18 protein-coding genes and 2 pseudogenes are annotated in these 16,794 nt (G+C 70.6%); 15 read left to right on the top strand and 5 right to left on the bottom strand.

The window, feature by feature from the left end; genetic code table 11:
• Positions 1-558 (top strand): 3-isopropylmalate dehydratase small subunit (gene leuD / locus ACFE86_RS14965; RefSeq protein ID WP_375456120.1); only part of this gene is annotated, 558 nt, incomplete at its 5' end.
• Between the two features lie 164 nt (positions 559-722).
• Complete coding sequence (locus ACFE86_RS14960; RefSeq protein WP_375456119.1) at positions 723-1,916, top strand: lytic murein transglycosylase; 1,194 nt, start codon at positions 723-725, stop codon at positions 1,914-1,916.
• Positions 1,917-2,058: 142 nt separating this feature from the next.
• Here the strand turns inward: ACFE86_RS14960 and ACFE86_RS14955 are convergent, their stop codons facing one another.
• The 3 genes from ACFE86_RS14955 to rplS form a co-directional block, all read right to left on the bottom strand.
• The gene (locus ACFE86_RS14955) at positions 2,059-2,337 is read right to left on the bottom strand and encodes a type II toxin-antitoxin system RelE/ParE family toxin (RefSeq protein ID WP_375456118.1); all 279 of its coding nucleotides are present in this window, start codon (positions 2,335-2,337) and stop codon (positions 2,059-2,061) included.
• Positions 2,334-2,561 carry a hypothetical protein gene (locus ACFE86_RS14950; RefSeq protein WP_375456117.1) on the bottom strand — a complete coding sequence of 76 codons (228 nt, stop codon included), beginning with the start codon at positions 2,559-2,561 and terminating at the stop codon, positions 2,334-2,336. The genes ACFE86_RS14955 and ACFE86_RS14950 overlap by 4 nt, the downstream gene beginning before the upstream one ends.
• A gap of 198 nt (positions 2,562-2,759) precedes the next feature.
• Complete coding sequence (gene rplS / locus ACFE86_RS14945) at positions 2,760-3,158, bottom strand: 50S ribosomal protein L19 (RefSeq protein ID WP_375456116.1); 399 nt, start codon at positions 3,156-3,158, stop codon at positions 2,760-2,762.
• Between the two features lie 360 nt (positions 3,159-3,518).
• Here rplS and ACFE86_RS14940 point away from each other — a divergent pair, with 360 nt between their 5' ends.
• The 4 genes from ACFE86_RS14940 (at position 3,519) to ACFE86_RS14925 (ending at position 6,373) form a co-directional block, all read left to right on the top strand.
• Positions 3,519-4,085: a NifU family protein gene (locus ACFE86_RS14940; RefSeq protein ID WP_375456115.1), complete on the top strand. Its 567-nt coding sequence runs from the start codon at positions 3,519-3,521 to the stop codon at positions 4,083-4,085.
• Positions 4,086-4,294: 209 nt separating this feature from the next.
• Positions 4,295-4,975 carry a tRNA (adenosine(37)-N6)-threonylcarbamoyltransferase complex dimerization subunit type 1 TsaB gene (tsaB, locus tag ACFE86_RS14935; protein WP_375456114.1) on the top strand — a complete coding sequence of 227 codons (681 nt, stop codon included), beginning with the start codon at positions 4,295-4,297 and terminating at the stop codon, positions 4,973-4,975.
• Entirely contained in the window at positions 4,972-5,493 is a 522-nt protein-coding gene (locus tag ACFE86_RS14930) for a GNAT family N-acetyltransferase (protein ID WP_375456113.1), read from the top strand. Before tsaB ends, ACFE86_RS14930 begins: the two co-directional genes overlap by 4 nt.
• A gap of 10 nt (positions 5,494-5,503) precedes the next feature.
• Positions 5,504-6,373, top strand: a complete 870-nt coding sequence (locus ACFE86_RS14925; protein WP_375456112.1) for a lysophospholipid acyltransferase family protein — start codon at positions 5,504-5,506, stop codon at positions 6,371-6,373.
• A 4-nt stretch (positions 6,374-6,377) separates the two neighbouring features.
• On the opposite strand, the gene ACFE86_RS14920 is transcribed toward ACFE86_RS14925, so the two are convergent.
• Both ACFE86_RS14920 and ACFE86_RS14915 read right to left on the bottom strand, forming a co-directional pair.
• A complete protein-coding gene (locus ACFE86_RS14920; RefSeq protein ID WP_375456111.1) occupies positions 6,378-6,686 on the bottom strand; it encodes an addiction module antidote protein in 309 nt (102 codons plus the stop codon).
• Positions 6,686-6,990: pseudogene (locus ACFE86_RS14915) on the bottom strand (type II toxin-antitoxin system RelE/ParE family toxin). Before ACFE86_RS14915 ends, ACFE86_RS14920 begins: the two are co-directional and overlap by 1 nt.
• 159 nt (positions 6,991-7,149) lie before the next feature.
• Between ACFE86_RS14915 and miaB the strand changes: the two are divergent.
• The 9 genes and pseudogenes from miaB (at position 7,150) to ACFE86_RS14870 (ending at position 16,460) form a co-directional block, all read left to right on the top strand.
• Positions 7,150-8,490, top strand: a complete 1,341-nt coding sequence (miaB, locus tag ACFE86_RS14910) for a tRNA (N6-isopentenyl adenosine(37)-C2)-methylthiotransferase MiaB (RefSeq protein WP_375456110.1) — start codon at positions 7,150-7,152, stop codon at positions 8,488-8,490.
• A gap of 78 nt (positions 8,491-8,568) precedes the next feature.
• A complete protein-coding gene (locus tag ACFE86_RS14905) occupies positions 8,569-9,738 on the top strand; it encodes a PhoH family protein (protein WP_375456109.1) in 1,170 nt (389 codons plus the stop codon).
• Positions 9,738-10,232: an rRNA maturation RNase YbeY gene (gene ybeY / locus ACFE86_RS14900; RefSeq protein ID WP_375456108.1), complete on the top strand. Its 495-nt coding sequence runs from the start codon at positions 9,738-9,740 to the stop codon at positions 10,230-10,232. The genes ACFE86_RS14905 and ybeY overlap by 1 nt, the downstream gene beginning before the upstream one ends.
• A gap of 36 nt (positions 10,233-10,268) precedes the next feature.
• A complete protein-coding gene (locus tag ACFE86_RS14895) occupies positions 10,269-11,438 on the top strand; it encodes a CBS domain-containing protein (RefSeq protein ID WP_375456107.1) in 1,170 nt (389 codons plus the stop codon).
• Positions 11,435-13,093, top strand: a complete 1,659-nt coding sequence (gene lnt / locus ACFE86_RS14890; RefSeq protein WP_375456106.1) for an apolipoprotein N-acyltransferase — start codon at positions 11,435-11,437, stop codon at positions 13,091-13,093. Before ACFE86_RS14895 ends, lnt begins: the two co-directional genes overlap by 4 nt.
• Positions 13,090-14,265, top strand: coding sequence for an MFS transporter (locus tag ACFE86_RS14885; RefSeq protein ID WP_375456105.1), 1,176 nt, complete (start codon positions 13,090-13,092; stop codon positions 14,263-14,265). The genes lnt and ACFE86_RS14885 overlap by 4 nt, the downstream gene beginning before the upstream one ends.
• Positions 14,266-14,417: 152 nt before the next feature.
• Positions 14,418-14,713: pseudogene (locus tag ACFE86_RS14880) on the top strand (integrase core domain-containing protein); the annotation flags it as partial.
• A 119-nt stretch (positions 14,714-14,832) separates the two neighbouring features.
• Entirely contained in the window at positions 14,833-15,273 is a 441-nt protein-coding gene (locus tag ACFE86_RS14875) for a response regulator (RefSeq protein ID WP_375456104.1), read from the top strand.
• Positions 15,270-16,460, top strand: a complete 1,191-nt coding sequence (locus tag ACFE86_RS14870; protein ID WP_375456103.1) for a sensor histidine kinase — start codon at positions 15,270-15,272, stop codon at positions 16,458-16,460. The genes ACFE86_RS14875 and ACFE86_RS14870 overlap by 4 nt, the downstream gene beginning before the upstream one ends.
• Positions 16,461-16,794 lie beyond the last annotated feature (334 nt).

Below are 16,794 nucleotides of genomic sequence, written 5' to 3'. Positions count from 1 at the left end.
ATCATCAACGTCGACACCGACCGGATCATCCCGAAGCAGTACCTCAAGACGATCAGGCGCACCGGCCTCGGCGCCGGGCTGTTCGCCGAGATGCGCTACCACGACGACGGCTCGGAGAACCCGGACTTCGTGCTGAACCGGCCGGCCTACCGCCACGCGAAGATCCTCGTCGCGGGCGACAATTTCGGCTGCGGGTCGTCGCGCGAGCACGCCCCCTGGGCGCTCGCCGATTTCGGCATCCGCTGCGTGATCTCGACGAGCTTTGCCGACATCTTCTTCAACAACTGCGCCAAGAACGGCATCTTGGCGATCGTGGTGGCGCCCGACGACCTCGAGAAGCTGTTCGCGGATGCCGAGCGCGGCGCCAACGCCACGCTGTCGGTCGACCTCGAAGCCCAGACGATCAAGGGACCGGACGGCGGCACGCTGCACTTCGACATCGATCCCGGCCGCAAGCACAGCCTGCTCAACGGCCTCGACGAGATCGGCCTGACGCTGGCGCAAGGGCCGGCCATCGACGCCTACGAGGCGCGGATCGCCGAGCGCGGCTGGGCGTGAGCGTTTCGCGCGGAACGCGCGCGGCACGGTATCCGTCCGGGGGGGGCGGGCGGCCTCGTGGCGCGGACGTCAGGCCCGTGACCCGCCCGCGCGCCCCGATTAAGCCCGCGTTAACCCTTACCGCACCACGCTCCGGCGCCCCGGCACCGATGCGAGCCACGACGATGCAGCGATCCTCCCGCAGACCGATCCTGCCGTGGCTGGCTGCCGCCTGCCTCACGGCCACCGCGGCGCGGGCCGATTTCCAGGACTGCCTGTCGGGCCTGCAGCAGCAGGCGGCGGCCCAGGGCGTCCCGGCGCAGGCGTTCCGCAGCGCCACCGACGGGATCGTCTTCGACGACAAGGTGATCGAGCTTTCCCAGGCGCAGCCCGAGTTCAAGACGCCGATCTGGGACTACATGGCAGCCCTCGTCGACGACGAGCGGGTCGAGGACGGCAAGGCGGCGATGCGCCAGCACGGGCCGGCGCTGGCCGACGCCGAGGGCCGTTACGGCGTCGACCGCTTCACCATCGCCGCGGTCTGGGGCGTCGAGTCGAACTTCGGCAAGAACCTCGGCAAGATGCCGCTGGTGCAGTCGCTGGCCACGCTCGCCTGCTCCGGCAACCGCCGCCGCGACTTCTTCCGCGGCGAACTGATGGCGACGCTCAAGATCATCGCGCGCGGCGACATCGAGCCCGCGCGCCTCACCGGCTCCTGGGCCGGCGCCTTCGGGCAGACGCAGTTCATGCCGACCACCTACCAGCGGCTGGCCGTCGACGGCGACGGCGACGGGCGCCGCGACGTGGTCGATTCGGTGCCCGACGCGGTGGCCTCCACCGCGAACTTCCTGCACGTGGCCAAGTGGTCGAACGGGCAAGGCTGGGGCTACGAGGTCAAGCTGCCCGCCGGCTTCAACGCCGGTGCGGCCGGGCGGAAGAACAAGCACCCCGTGGGCCACTGGGCCGCGCTCGGGGTAAGGCGCATCGACGGGCGCCCGCTCGCGGCGGACGGGCCGGTCGGCATCATGATCCCCGCCGGGATCGACGGGCCGGCCTTCCTCGTGACGCGGAACTTCGACGCGATCTACTCCTACAACGCCGCCGAATCCTACGGCCTCGCCATCGCCGTGCTGTCGGATCGCCTACGCGGCCGGGCCGGCATCCAGGCCGATTGGCCGACCGACGACCCGCCGCTGTCGCGCGCCGAGCGCCGCGACCTCCAGACCCGCCTGACGGCACGGGGCTACGACGTCGGCGAGCCGGACGGCAAGGTCGGCGCCAAGACCCGCGACGCGATCAAGGACATGGAAGGTAAGCTCGGCATGCCGCAGACCGGGCGGCCGGGGGCGAAGGTGCTGGAGGCTTTGCGGCGGGGGTGAGCCGGCGGCCGGCCATTCCGGTCGCCGGCGCCGTACAGCTGCCGGCCCGCTCCTGAAGCACCTTCGCGCACCCGGCGACGGTCCCGCTCGATCCGCGCATCGGGGGCCTGGTGGCCGGTGGAGACGCGGGTGTAGCCGTGGATCATGCAAGGGGCCGCCGCGACGTGTGGCGCACGCTGCGGATGATGATTTCACCGTCGCCGATGCGATAGGTGAAGGCGTAGGGATAGGGTGAGACGACCATGCGCCGGATGCCCGACCGGGAAATCGCGTGGCCGGCGTGAGGATGCAGCAGCAACAGGTGCATGACCGCCTGGATACGCTGCTGCACGTTGCGCGCGCCCTGCGGGTTATGCTGCTCGATATAGGCAAGCACCCGGTCGAGCTGGCGCGCGGCAGGACCGGTGAGGCGCAGCCTCACAGGCCATACTTGGCCCAGATGGCCCGCACCTCTTCGTCAGTGGCATAATCGCCGCGGGCCTCGGCGGCATCTGCCTCGTCCTGATCGGCTTCTTCTTCGGGCGTGAGTTGGTAGGCAGGCTGTTGGTCGCCGGCCAAGGCCAGCAGCACGCGCGCCATCTCGTCCTGTAGATCGGGTGGGAGACGCCGTGCGGTCTCCACCGCTTTCTCGAGCAGGTCTGTCATGAAGCCATGTTGCACGAGGAACCTGCACGAAGAAAAGGACCCTGCTCGAAGGGCCTGCCTGCCGTGCAAGTTTCCTAAAGTTTTACACGGATAAGGGCTTCCGACACCGAGGCGGACACTGAAAAGCCCGCCGCGACGATGTCGCGACGGGCTCCGGGACTTCGCCGGGCCCGCCGGTGGGGCGGACCCTGCAAGGGATCACTCGGCGGCGGGGGCGGCCTTCGCGCCCTTGGCCACCTTGTTCTTGTCGGTGCGCTCGGCGATGCGGGCGGACTTACCGCGGCGGTCGCGCAGGTAGTAGAGCTTGGCCCGGCGCACCTTGCCGCGGCGCACCACCTTGATCGAGTCGATCAAGGGCCCGTGGACCGGGAACAGGCGCTCGACGCCCTCGCCGTAGGAGATCTTGCGCACCGTGAAGCTCTCGTTGAGCCCGCCGCCTGAGCGCGCGATGCAGACGCCCTCGTAGGCCTGGACGCGGGTGCGCTCGCCTTCCTTGACCTTGACGTTCACGATCACCGTGTCGCCGGGCTGGAAGTCGGGGATGGTCTTTGCGAGTCGAGCGATCTCTTCCTGCTCGAGCTGCTGGATGATGTTCATGAATAGCTCCGGCCGTCGCGCCGCGCTGCCCCGGACGGGAAGCGGGCGTCAGGATTTCGGCATCCTGTTGTGAGTTGGCGCCGCGATACACCAAGCGCCCGCGCTTGTCGATTGCGCGCCCCGCGGAGCGGGCCTTGCAGGGCGACAAGTCCTGCAAGGCGTCGAGCGGAGCGAGAGCCGAGGCCGCGGATGCGGCCGCCGGCGCTCGAGGCTTAAGCCAAGGAATGCCGGGCAATCGGGGTCACCCGATTGCCCGGCGGCGTTGAGAAAACCCGGCCGCGGGTCCACATGGGGGACGGCGCCGACGCGCCGTTCCCGGCCGGCCTTGAACCGGCGCAGCGGACGAGGATCTCGCACACCATGTTCATCCAGACCGAAGCGACCCCGAACCCCGCCACCCTGAAGTTCCTGCCCGGCCGCGTGGTGCTGCCCGAGGGCACCTTCGAGGCGAAGGATTCCGCCGCCGCCGCCCGCTCGCCCCTGGCGCAACGCCTGTTCGACGTGCCCGGCGTCGCCGGCGTCTATCTCGGCCACGACTTCATCTCGGTGACCAAGGCCGAGGACGGCAACGCCTGGCCCCAGGTGAAGCCGGCGCTGCTCGGCGCGATCATGGAGCACTTCCAGTCCGGCGCGCCGGTGCTGGCCGAGGGCGGCGCGGCCGACGACGACGACGCGGACGAGTTCTACGACGCGGCCGACCACGACACCGTCGTGACGATCAAGGACCTGCTCGAGACCCGCGTGCGCCCGGCGGTGGCGGGCGACGGCGGCGACATCACCTTCCGCGGCTACAAGGAAGGCGTGGTCTACCTCGAGATGAAGGGCGCCTGCTCCGGCTGCCCCTCCTCCACCGCGACGCTGCGGCACGGGGTGCAGAACCTGTTCAAGCACTTCCTGCCGGAGATCCGCGAAGTCCAGGCGGTCTGATCCGGTCGGGCGGCACCCGAGCCGACGCACCCGCGCAACACCTTCCGTCGAACCGCACCGCGACCGCCGCCCCGCACTGACGGGGCGGCGGTTTTGTCATAACGTCCCGGGGGCGCTCCGGCGCGTCATCCGTATCGTTCGCCCGGTGGCGGACGGCCGAGCGCCAACGGAACCGGCGACCGCAGGAAAACCGGCGAACGGGAGTGGGCGTGCGCATCCTGGCCATCGACACGGCACTCGAGCTCTGCTCGGCCTGCGTCGCCACCGACGCGTCGGACGCCCCGCTCGCGCAGGAGACCCTGGCGCTCGTGCGCGGCCACGCGGAGGCGCTGCTGCCGCTGGTCGAGCGGGTGATGGCCCGGGTCGAGGGCGGGTTCGAGAGCCTGACCCGCGTCGCCGTCACCGTCGGCCCCGGCAGCTACACCGGGCTTCGCGTCGGCCTCTCGGCGGCCCGCGCCGTCGGCCTCGCCACGGGGGTGCCGGTGGTCGGCGTCACCACCCTCTCCGCATTGCTGGCGCCGCACCTGGCGCTGAACGGCGAAGGGCTGCTCGCCGCCGCGATCGATGCCCGCCACGGGGCCGTCTACCTCCAGGCGATGAGCTCGGGCCGGGGCATCGTCGTGCCGCCCGCGCACCTGCCCCTGGAAGACGCCGCCGACCGGCTCGGGCCCGGCCCGGTGACCCTCGTCGGCTCCGGCGCCGCCGTGCTCGCCGCCTCGCTGCGCGCCCGCGGCGTCGCGGTCGAGGTCTCGGGCACGGGCGGTCCCGACATCGCCTGGGTCGCCTCGCTCGGCCTCGTCGCCGACCCGGCCCAGGCGCTGCCCCGGCCGATGTACCTGCGCGGGGCCGACGCCCGGCCGCAGGACCACGCGCGGATCGCCCGCCGATGAGCCGGCCCGCGTCTCCGTTCTGGCCGCTGGAATGGTGGCTCGCGTGGTGGGACGCGTGGGGACCGGAGCCCTACGTCGCCCCTCTGCGCGAGGCCGACCAGGCGCGCACGCTCGCCCGCCTCCACGCCACCGCCTTCGCGCGGCCGTGGGACGCGCACGAGTTCGAGCGGATGTTGTGCGAGCGCGCGACGCAGGGCCACGCCCTGTGGCGCGGAGGCGCGATGCAGGGCTTCGTGCTCTCGCGGAAGGTCGCGGACGAGGCCGAGATCCTCACGATCGTGCTGGCGCCGCCGGCCCGCGGCGGCGGCCTGAGCCATCGGCTGCTGCGCGAGCATCTCGGGGCCCTGGCGCTGATCGGCGTCGCCCGCGTGCACCTGGAGGTCGACGAGGGCAACGCCCCGGCGCTGAAGCTCTACGCCCGGCACGGCTTCGCGCAGGTCGGCGCCCGGACCGGCTACTACGCGCGCCCCGACGGCAGCCGCGCGACCGCGCTGACCATGCGCGCCGACCTGTCGTGAGGCGCATTCCGTGACGCGCGTCGGCGTCGCCGTGCGGCTCGGCGTCTGCGCGCTGGCCTTCGCCCTGCTCGCCGGCCCGCACTGGTTCGCGCTGCGGTTCGGGACCCGCCGCGGCCTCGGCCTCGCGCCGGTCCTGTTCCACCGGGTGTTCCTGGCGATGTTCGCGGTGCGGGTGACCCAGAGCGGCACGCCGCCGTCGCCCGGCGAGGCGGCGCTGGTGCTGGCCAACCACATCTCGTGGCTCGACATTATCGCCGTCGGCTCCCTGCGCCCGCTCTCCTTCGTGGCCAAGTCCGAGATCGCGGGCTGGCCCCTGATCGGGACGCTGGCCGCCCTGCAGCGCACGGTGTTCATCGACCGGGCGCGCCGCGGCGCCACCGCCGCCGTCAACGCCGCGGTCGGAGACCGGCTGGCGCGGGGCGAACTGGTCGTGCTGTTTGCCGAGGGCACCACCGGCGACGGCACCCGCCTGCTGCCGTTCCGCTCGTCGCTCGTCGGCGCGGCGCGGACCGCGCTCCAGGCCGACCGCGCACGGCTGGAGCGCATCCGCCTGCAGCCGCTGGCGATCACCTATCCGCGCCGCAACGGCCTGCCCGTGGTGCGGGCCGAGCGCCCCGAGATCGCGTGGTACGGCGACATGGAGCTTGCCCCCCACCTCGCCCTGTTCTTCGCCCGAGGCCCGATCGACGTCCACGTGGTCTGGGGCACGCCGATCGCCTTCGAGGCCGGCACCGACCGTAAGGCTGCCACCGCCGCGGCCGAGGCCGCCGTGCGGGCGGCGATCCGGGGCGCGGGATCGACGCAGGGAATGTCGGGTGCGGTCGGAGGGCCACTCACGCAACCGCTCCCCGGGATCGCCGAAGGCGCGGCGACCGCCTGACGCCTCAGGGCGGCCCGGCTTCCGCAGCGCCCGGAACCACGGTTGCCGTCAGGCGCAGTCCGAGCGCCCTCAACACCCGCACCGTCGTGTCGAGGCTCGGATTCCCCTCCTCTGAGAGCGCCTTGTACAGGCTCTCGCGCGACAGACCGGACGCGCGCGCGACGCGCGTCATTCCCCGCGCGCGGGCGGCCACCCCGAGCGCGTGACGGAGAAGGGCACCATCCTGCTCCTCGAAGACCGCAGTGAGATATTCGGCCAGGGCTTCGTGGGTCTGCAGGTAATCGGCCGAGTCGTAAGGCTTCGTCTCGGTCATCACCCGGTTCCTTTTCGAAGGCCGACCGCAAGCGCCTTGGCGCGCGCGATATCCCGAACTCGGCTGTCCTTGTCCCCGCCGCAGAGCAGAAGGATCAGCGTCTCACCCTGGCGGGTGTAGTAGACGCGATAGCCAGGGCCGTAATCGATCCGCAACTCGGAGACGCCGAGGCCATCGGCTTGACGTCACCGGCATTTCCGATCGCGAGCCGGTCGATCCGCACCGAAATCCGAGCCTTGGCCCGTTGATCGCGCAAGCCGCCGAGCCATGCATCGAAATCAGCCGTCCGACGAACCGCGATCATTCAAATTCGTAGCCCATGAGATACAAGCGAGCAAGCGGTGGCATCGTTTCCATGCGCCACACCGCTTCGCGACGCCCCACCGGAGTTGTGATAGAGCCAAATCTCTCAGGGCGCAGGAGCCTTCACGAGCCGCGACCGCAACATCCGGGACCCGACGCGTTGTCGAAAAAAGCCTTCGTCAAATCCTACGGCTGCCAGATGAACGCCTACGACGCCGCCCGCATGGCGGATGTCCTGGCCGAGCAGGGGTTTTCCGCCACCGACGACGTCGCGGAGGCCGATGTCGTGGTGCTCAACACCTGCCACATCCGCGAGAAGGCGGCCGAGAAGGTCTATTCCGAGCTCGGACGGCTGCGCGTGCTCAAGGCGGCGCGCCGGGCCGCGGGGCACGACACCCGCATCGTCGTCGCCGGCTGCGTGGCGCAGGCGGAAGGGCCCGAGATCTTCGCGCGCGCGCCGACGGTGGACGTCGTCGTGGGGCCGCAGAGCTACCACCGCCTGCCCGAGCTTCTGGCGCGGTCCCACGAGACGCGCGCCCGCGACACCGATTTCCCGGTCGAGGACAAGTTCGACCACCTGCCGGCCCGGCGCACCGCCGGCATCTCGGCCTTCCTCACCGTGCAGGAGGGCTGCGACAAGTTCTGCGCGTTCTGCGTCGTGCCCTACACCCGCGGCGCCGAGGTCTCGCGCTCCGTCGCCGCCGTGGTCGCGGAAGCCGGGACGCTCGCGGCCGGCGGAGTCCGCGAGATCGGCCTCGTCGGCCAGAACGTCAACGCCTATCACGGGCTCGGGCCCGACGGCCGCCCGGCCTCGCTCGCCGACCTGATCCGCGCGGTGGCCCGCGTGCCGGGCATCGCGCGCATCCGCTACACCACGAGCCACCCGAATGACATGGGCGACGACCTGATCGCCGCGCATGCCGAGGTTCCGGCGCTGATGCCCTGCCTGCACCTGCCGGTGCAGTCCGGCTCCGACCGGGTGCTCGCCGCGATGAACCGGCGCCACACCGGCGACGCCTATCGCCGGATCATCGAGCGGGTCCGGTCGAGCCGTCCGGACATCGCCCTGTCCTCGGACTTCATCGTCGGCTTCCCCGGCGAGACCGACGCCGAGTTCGACGCGACGATGCGGCTCGTCGCCGACATCGGCTTCGAGGCCGCCTACTCGTTCAAGTACAGCCCCCGCCCCGGCACGCCGGCGGCCGAGCGCACGGATGCCGTGCCCGCGGCGGTGATGGATGCCCGGCTCCAGGCGCTCCAGGGCCTGCTCGACGCGCAACGCCACGCCTACCAGCGCGCGGCCGTCGGGCAGGTCGTCGCGGTTCTGGTCGAGAAGGCCGGGCGCCGGCCGGGACAGGTCGCGGGCAAGACGCCGCACCTGCTCGCGGTGCAGTTCGATGCCCCCATGTCCCGTATCGGGCAGGTCGTGCCGGTCCGCATCGTCGAGGCGGGGACGAACAGCCTGTTCGGCGAGGCGATCGGGACGGCGGTGGCCGCGTGAGAATGCGGCCGCCCGTATCTGTCCCTCTCGCCTCTGCGAGGGGAGGGATCGCGCAGCGTTTCATCGAAGGAAGCCAACGTGCCGGCATTTGACGGAACGGCCGGTCGCGGCGGGCCTCTGCGCGGGCGTGGTCCCGCGGCGCGACTCATCGGCCAGGACCGACCGGGCCAGGACCGACCGGGCCAGGACCGACCGGGCCAGGACCGACCGGGCCAGGACGAACCGGCCGAGGTCTCGCTGACCTTCGACGACAACCGCCTCGCGAGCCTCGTCTTCGGCCAGTACGACCAGAACGTCGCACATGTCGAGCGGCGGCTGGAAGTCACGGCCACCGCGCTCGGCAACCACGTGGTGGTCAAGGGCCCGGCCGACGCCGTGGAGCGCGCCCGCCGCGTGTTCGAGAAACTCTACGCGCGGGTGCGGACCGGCGGCAGCGCGCTGACGCTCGGCGACGTCGACGGCGCGATCCAGGAGGCCACCGTCCAGGGCCAGCTCTTTCCGGCGGCCGCCATCGCCGCCGAGGCAGACCGGCCGCACTTCGAGCAGATCGCCACCCGCCGCCGCGGCGCCGTGCGCGCCCGCAACAGCGCGCAGGACGCCTACATCAAGGCATTGCGCGCCAACGAACTCGTGTTCGCGGAGGGGCCCGCCGGCACAGGCAAGACCTGGCTCGCCGTCGGCCACGCGGTCTCGCTCCTGGAGCAGGGCCACGCCGAGCGCCTGATCCTCTCGCGCCCCGCCGTCGAGGCCGGCGAGCGCCTCGGCTTCCTGCCCGGCGACATGCGCGAAAAGGTCGATCCGTACCTGCGACCGATCTACGACGCCCTCTACGACTTCATGGAGGCGCGCCACGTCGATCGCGGCCTCCAGACCGGGGTGATCGAGATCGCGCCGCTGGCCTTCATGCGCGGGCGCACGCTGACCAACGCCATCGTGCTGCTGGACGAGGCGCAGAACACCACCTCGATGCAGATGAAGATGTTCCTGACGCGGCTCGGCGAGAACAGCCGCATGATCGTCACCGGCGACCCTTCGCAGATCGACCTGCCGCCGGGGCAGAAGTCGGGGCTCGTCGAGGCGGTCAACGTCCTGTCCGGCGTCGAGGGCATCGGCCGCATCACGTTCCGGGACGTGGACGTGGTGCGCCACGACCTCGTGCGCCGCATCGTCACCGCCTACGAGGGCGCGGCCCACGGCGAGACGGATGCCGACCGCAACCCGAGCCCGCGGCGGCGGCCGCTCGCTTGATGCGTCGGGCGATCGAGGTGGCGATCGAGGACGACCGCTGGAGCGAGGCGGTCCCCGACCTCGAAGCCCTCGTGATCCGCGCCGTCGAGGCCGGCCTGGCGGTCGCACCCGAGCCGCACGCAGGAGCGGTCGCTGTGAGCGTGCTGCTCGCCGACGACGCCACCGTGCGGGCGCTCAACCGGACGTGGCGCGGCCAGGACCGCCCCACCAACGTCCTCTCCTTCCCGGCAGCCCCCCAACCCGCCCATGCGGGCGCCGCGGTGCCGCTCGGCGATGTCGTTCTTGCGTATGACACGGTGCTGCGCGAAAGTGCCGAGCAGTCGAAGCCGCTCGGCCACCACCTCGCCCACCTCCTGGTTCATGGCACCCTCCACCTCCTCGGCCAGGACCACGAGACCAGCGACGCCGATGCGGACGCCATGGAAGCCCTGGAGGTCGTGGCGCTCGCCAGTCTCGGCGTGCCCGACCCGTATGCAGACCCCTCGGCCGACTGAGCGGCCATCGTGCAAGACATCCCAGACCCGAGAGACATGACCCACGATCGAAGTCGCGGCGCGGCGAAGGCCGCGCTCAGTTCCGAGGCCGAATCCGGCGCGCGCGAACCCTGGTACGACCGCCTGCTCCACGTGCTGCACCTGAAGCCGCGCGATTCGCTGCGCGACGACATCGAGGACGCCCTGGCCGAGCCCGATCCGGGCGAGAACGCGTTCTCGCCGCTGGAGCGGGCCATGCTCAAGAATGTGCTCGGCCTGCACAAGGTGCGCGTCGACGACGTGATGATCCCGCGTGCCGACATCGTCGCGGTCTCGGTGGAGACCGGGCTCGGCGACCTGCTCAAGCTGTTCCGCACCGCCGGCCATTCCCGCCTGCCGGTCTACGGCGAGACGCTGGACGACCCCCGCGGCATGGTCCACATCCGCGACTTCGTCGACCACATCGCCGCACGTGCCGAGGCGAGCCCGCGCCGCGGCGCCGCCGGCGCCTCCGCGGTGGCCGACGGCGCTGCGTCTACGGCCGTCGCCGTCGGCAGGCCCGCGGCGGCGCGCGTGCGGAAAGCGCCGGCCCGGGCGCTGCGCACGCTCAACCTCGGCAACGTCGATCTCACGGCGACGCTGGCTTCGACCAAGATCCAGCGGCCGGTGCTGTTCGTGCCGCCTTCCATGCCGGCGATCGACCTGCTGGTGCGGATGCAGGCGACCCGCACCCACATGGCGCTGGTCATCGACGAGTACGGCGGCACCGACGGGCTGATCTCGATCGAGGACCTGGTCGAGATGGTGGTCGGAGACATCGAGGACGAGCACGACGTGGCGGAAGGGCGCCTCGTGCAGCGCCTGGAGGGCGAGGCCGAGGCGTTCGTGGCCGACGCGCGCGCGCCGCTGGCCGAGGTCTCGGAGGCGACCGGCGTCGACCTCGTCGCCGCGGTGGGCGAGATGGCCGAGGAGATCGACACGCTCGGCGGCATGATCGTGACGCTCGCCGGGCGCGTGCCCTCGCGCGGCGAACTCATCGCCGGGCCGGGCGACCTCGAGTTCGAGGTTCTCGATGCCGATCCGCGCCGGCTCAAGCGCCTGCGCTTCCGCCGCGGCCCCGCCCGGATCGCCGCCGCGATGGTGCCGCTCGCCCTGCCGGCGCCCGCGCCCTCGGCGCCGTCTTTCCCGCCGCCGCCGCCGAACCCCGTCGAGACGCCCGCCCCGTGACCGCCGCGACCGAGGGCGGCGTCCGCGCAGCCTCGCTGCCGGGCGCCGCCGCCCTGCGCGTCGCGGAGGGCGTCAGGCTGCTGCGCGGATGGCGACGGCTGGGCGTGGGCTTCCTCGCCGGCGCGTTCGGCGCGCTGGCGATGCCGCCCTTCGGGTTGCTGCCGGCGCTCGCGGTCTCGCTCGTCCTCGCGGTCTGGCTGGTCGACGGGGCGGTGGGCGCACGCGGCCGGGTCGGTGCCCGCCTCATCCCTTGCGCCCTCGTCGGATGGGCCTGGGGCTTCGGCTACCTCGTCGCCGGCCTGTGGTGGCTCGGCTCCGCCTTCCTCGTGGAGGCCGACGCGTTCCTGTGGGCGCTGCCGCTCGGCGTCGTCGGCCTGCCCCTGATGCTCGGGCTGTTCTACGCCGCCGGCTTCGCGGTCGCGGGTCTGCTCTGGAGGCGCGGGCCTGCGCGCATCGCCGGGCTGGCGTTCGGGCTGTCCGGCGCCGAATGGGCGCGCGGGCACGTCTTCACCGGGTTCCCCTGGAACACGCTGGGCATGGCGCTCGGCCAGGACCTCCGGCTGATGCAGTCCGCCGCCGCCGTCGGCCTCTACGGCCTGACGCTGCTGGCCGTGCTCGTCTGCGCCGCGCCGGCGACGCTGGCCACGGGCTCGCATCCGCGCAGCCGCTTCGGCCCGAGCGCGGCCGCCGCGATCGTGCTTGCCGCGATGGCCCTCCACGGCGCGGCGCGGGTCCCTCCGGAGGCTGCCCCGACGGTCGCCGGCGTGCGCCTGCGGCTGGTGCAGCCGAACCTGCCGCAGGATGCGAAATTCCGCCCCGAGAACCGGCAGGACATCGTCGACCGCTACGTCGCGCTGAGCCGGCGCCCGCCCGAGGACGGCGGCGCGGTGCCGACGCACATCGTCTGGCCGGAATCGGCGTTCCCGTTCCTGATCCAGCGCGACCCGGCGGCGCTGGCGCAGGTCGGCGCCGGTCTCGGCCCCGGGCAGCACCTGATCACCGGCGCGGCGCGTGCCGAGGAGCCGCTGCCGGGCGAGCGCCTGCGCTTCTTCAACGCGATCCTGGCGATCGAGCCCGGCGGGCGGATCGCCGACAGCTACGACAAGGTCCATCTCGTGCCCTTCGGCGAGTACCTGCCCGCACCCCTCGACGCGGGCTTGCGCACCCTGGGCCTGCGCCAGTTCGTGGCGGTGCCCGGCGGCTTCTCGGCCGGCAGCCTCGCGGGCCAGCGCATCCTGACCGTGCCCGGCCTGCCGCCGGTGGCGGCCACCATCTGCTACGAGGCGATCTTTCCCGGCGCGATCCTGCCGGCGGGCGCCGGCGGCGAGCCGCCGGGCCTGATCCTGAACGTCACCAACGACGCGTGGTTCGGCGACACGCCGGGGCCCCGCCAGCACCTCGCGCAGGCGCGGCTGCGCGCCGTCGAGGAGGGCCTGCCGCTGGTGCGCGACGCCAACACCGGCATCTCGGCGGTGATCGATCCGCACGGGCGCGTCACCGCCCGCCTTCCGCTGGAGCGGGAGGCGGTGCTCGACGCCGACCTGCCCGCCCCGATCCTCGGCGGCACGCTCTACCATCGGGCGGGCGACGGGCCGTTCGCCGCGATGCTCGCCGCCTGCCTTGCCGGGACGCTCCTGTCGCGGCGCGGCGCGTGAGGCCCGCGCGCAGCGTGCCGCCGTTGCTGCTGGCCGGCGGCCTGATGCTGGTGGCGTTCAACCTGCGCCCGGCGCTGAGCACGGTCGGGCCGCTGCTCTCGGCGATCCGCGACGGCACCGGCCTGAGCGCCGCCGGGGCGGCTTGGCTCACCACCCTGCCCGTCCTCTGCCTCGGCCTCGCCTGCGCGCTGACGCCGATGGTGCTGCGCCGGATCGGCGCCGACCTCGGCGTGCTCGCGGGCATCGTCGTGGTCGCGGCCGGCCTCGGCTTGCGCGGCGTCGGCGGGCTCGCGGCGCTGTTTGCCGGAACCGCGGTGGCGGCCCTCGGCATCGGGCTCGCCAACGTGCTGCTGCCGGCGCTGGTCAAGCGCGACTTCCCCGGCCGCGCCGGCGCGATGACCGGGCTCTACACCATGACGCTCTGCCTCGGGGCGGCGGCCGGCGCGGGGCTCGCGGTGCCGGTCGAGCACGCGCTCGGCCGCGGCTGGCGGGCGGCGCTCGCGGTCTGGGCGCTGCCGGCGCTCGCCGCCGCCGCGGCCTGGGCGCCGCTGACCCGCGCCGCGCCGGAGCGGTCGTCCACCCCTGCCCCGGCCGCGCTGCTGCGCGATCCGCTGGCGTGGCAGGTCACCGCCTTCATGGGCTTTCAATCGTCGCTCGCCTACGTGCTGTTCGGCTGGCTGCCGCTGATCCTGCAGGGGCGCGGCCTCTCGGCGCTGGATGCCGGGCTCGTCGCCTCGGTGGTGACCCTGCACCAGGCGCCGAGCGCCCTGGTCGTGGCGACGCTGGCCGCGCGCGTGCCCGACCAGCGTGCCTGGATTCTCGCGGTGCTGGCCGCGACGCTGGCCGGATTCCTCACCCTCGCCTTCGGCCCGGATGCCGTGCGCTACCCGGCCGCGGGCCTGCTCGGCCTCGGCATCGGCGGCTGCTTCGGGCTGGGGCTCAGCCTCATCGTGCTGCGCACGCGCGACGCGGCGTCCGCCGGCGGCCTCTCGGCGATGGCGCAGGGGATCGGCTACGCCTTCGCCTCGCTCGGCCCCCTCGGCTTCGGCCTCGCCCACGAGGCCACCGGCGGCTGGGCCCTCCCGGCCGCCCTGTTCGCCGCGATCAGCGCGGCGGCGGGCCTTGCCGGGATGGGGGCCGGGCGGGATCGGGCGGTGGGTGGGGCTTCCTGACGGCGGACATCAAGGGGCGAGGCACAGGCAGCTTTCGACCCAACCCGGTCGAACGGGATGATTTCGTTGCTGCCAGAAAGCGGACGTAAGCCGCCGTTCCTGGGGATGGTAGGAACTGGCCGGCTGCGCTCGCTCGGTCAGCTCCGCCAGCCAAGCTAACCAAGCCGCGTCACCCCTGGACCAACGGTCAGGTCGAGCGGATGAACCGCACGATCAAAAGCTTGCCCTCGCGAAGGCGGGGGACGCGACGGTCAAACGCTACCACGACGACAGCCACGCGCAGCTCCGCGCTCATCTCGCCGACTTCGTCAGCGCCTACAACTTCGCGCACCGCTTGAAGACCCTGCGGGGCCTCACGCCCTATGGAGCCATCTGCAAAGCATGGTCCGCTGAGCCTGACCGCTTCAGATCAAACCCGCTCCACCCAATGCCGGGACCAAACATCTAGCGAAAGCGTTGGACATCCTGGTTGATAGGTTGTATCGGAATATGATACGCAATTTTAAGTTTATCGTCAAGTCATATGCGCGTGTCCCCGTTCAATCCCTCAGGTAGGAGGCTGGCATCATGCTCAAAGTGTTGATCGCGGAAGATGGCGCTATGCTCGCGGATTGTCTGGAGGATTTTCTGAACTGGAAAGGATTTGAAGTCTGCGGCATCGCTCGTACAGTAGACGAAGCCGTGTCGTTGGCGGACCTTCACAGGCCCGAACTTGCCGTCTTGGATTTTCGCCTAGCGAATGGCACGTTTGGCTCGGAAATTCGTCCGCGACTCGAAGACAAGATCACAATGGGTATACTGTATGTTTCTGGAGACCCGCTCAAGAATGTTCTCACGAAGTTGGACGGTGAAGCTTACATACAAAAGCCTTATCGGCTCAACGACATCTTGTGGGCTCTCGGCGCGATCCGGAAAATCAAGACCGGCATTCCAGCGGACACCACATCGATCCCTAAGGGCTTTCATCTCCTCGGCGTCCCCGGCGTCCCTGATCGGCACGTTTCATGAGCTCCGACAGAACCATCGAGCGGTTGCTGCGGCAGCAAGCGGCGTTGGCGCGTTTTGGCAGCTTTGCGTTTGTGGAAACGGATCTACAGAAGATACTCGTCGAGGCCGCGCGGGTCTGCGCGGAAAGCCTCGGCGTGCCGTTTTGCAAAATTTGCCGCTACAGGCCCGATCAAAACGACCTACTGATCGTTGCAGGATTCGGCTGGAAGCCCGATGTCGTCGGCCACGTCATCTCCCGTGCGGACGAGACCTCGACGCAAGGCAGAGCCTTCGTGACGGGAGAGCCGGTCATCCTGGAAGATATCCGGGAAAACGACAGCTATGAGCTTCCCGCTTTCTACACAGAACACGGGATTGTCTCGACGGCCGACGTTCTCGTGAAGGGCTCCGGGGAGCCATTCGGTGTTCTTGAAGTGGATTGCACGGCTCGGCAGTCCTTCGACGAGCACGACATCAACTTCCTGACCGGCTTCGCCAACGTCGTCGCGGAAGCGGTCGGCACGGCCGAACGCACGGCCACTTTGCAATCGACGCTCGTGGAACTGAAGCGGCTGGCGGGTGAGAAGGACGTTCTGGCTGCCGAACTTCAACATCGTGTCCGCAACAACCTCCAGCTGATCTATGGCATGCTGGTCCGGGAGATCGAGCTGCCGAAGAGCGATACCCGGGAAGGCTTGCGGGGGATTGCCCGGCGGGTGATGAGTCTTGCGCGGATCTACGATCATTTGCTGGGACATGGTCTTGTGCAGACGATCGATTTCGGCGCGTATCTCGAATCCTTGTGCCTCAGCCTGCAGGATTTTCAAGACAAGACTGAATTCGAGATCGACCTCATCTGCGAGACCGAGCCGATGGCCCTCGGGCTCGACGCCGTCACGGCGCTCGGCATTACGGTGACCGAGATCACATCGAACGCATATCTCCATGCTTTTCCATCACGGCCGGGGTCCATCCGGGTTGTTCTGACCCGTAAGGAGCACACCGGGCTTCTTACGATCTCGGACGACGGAATTGGCTTTGCGCCCCAGACCACGAGCAAGCGCCACGGGCTCGGACTTGTCAGGCGGCTGATCGAACAGGAACAGGGAACCGCGGAACTAAACTCGGAACATGGTACGGTCTGGACCCTGACGTTCCCTGTTCCGGGCCCACAATTGGCCTCGTCTCCTGAAATCGCACTGCATTGAGGCGCGTCATGGTGCGGATGATGAGCACTCGCGTCATCGACCGCGCAGCTCGAACGAGCCGTGACTCCGACGGTTATCGGCTGGTCGACGATGGCGGCCGAGTCGTAGCGACCGTCTGTCCCCAAAATCAAGACGTCTGACCGGTCGGATTAATTCTCGATCGCGGCGAGCGCCGCTAGAGCATTTTCCATGATTCTTGAATCACAGAAAATGCTCTAAGCCTTTGTGTGGTCGCTTTTTCTTCACGCGAGCCGGTATCCACCTCGCTGGAAAATGCTTTAACTGTCGATGCGCACGCACAGTTTGTGGTCGGGCTTAAGCCGATGTCCGCTTC

The sequence above is a fragment of the uncultured Methylobacterium sp. genome, assembly GCF_964244095.1.
Classification (GTDB): Bacteria; Pseudomonadota; Alphaproteobacteria; order Rhizobiales; family Beijerinckiaceae; genus Methylobacterium.
This window is presented reverse-complemented; position numbering and strand designations above follow the sequence as displayed.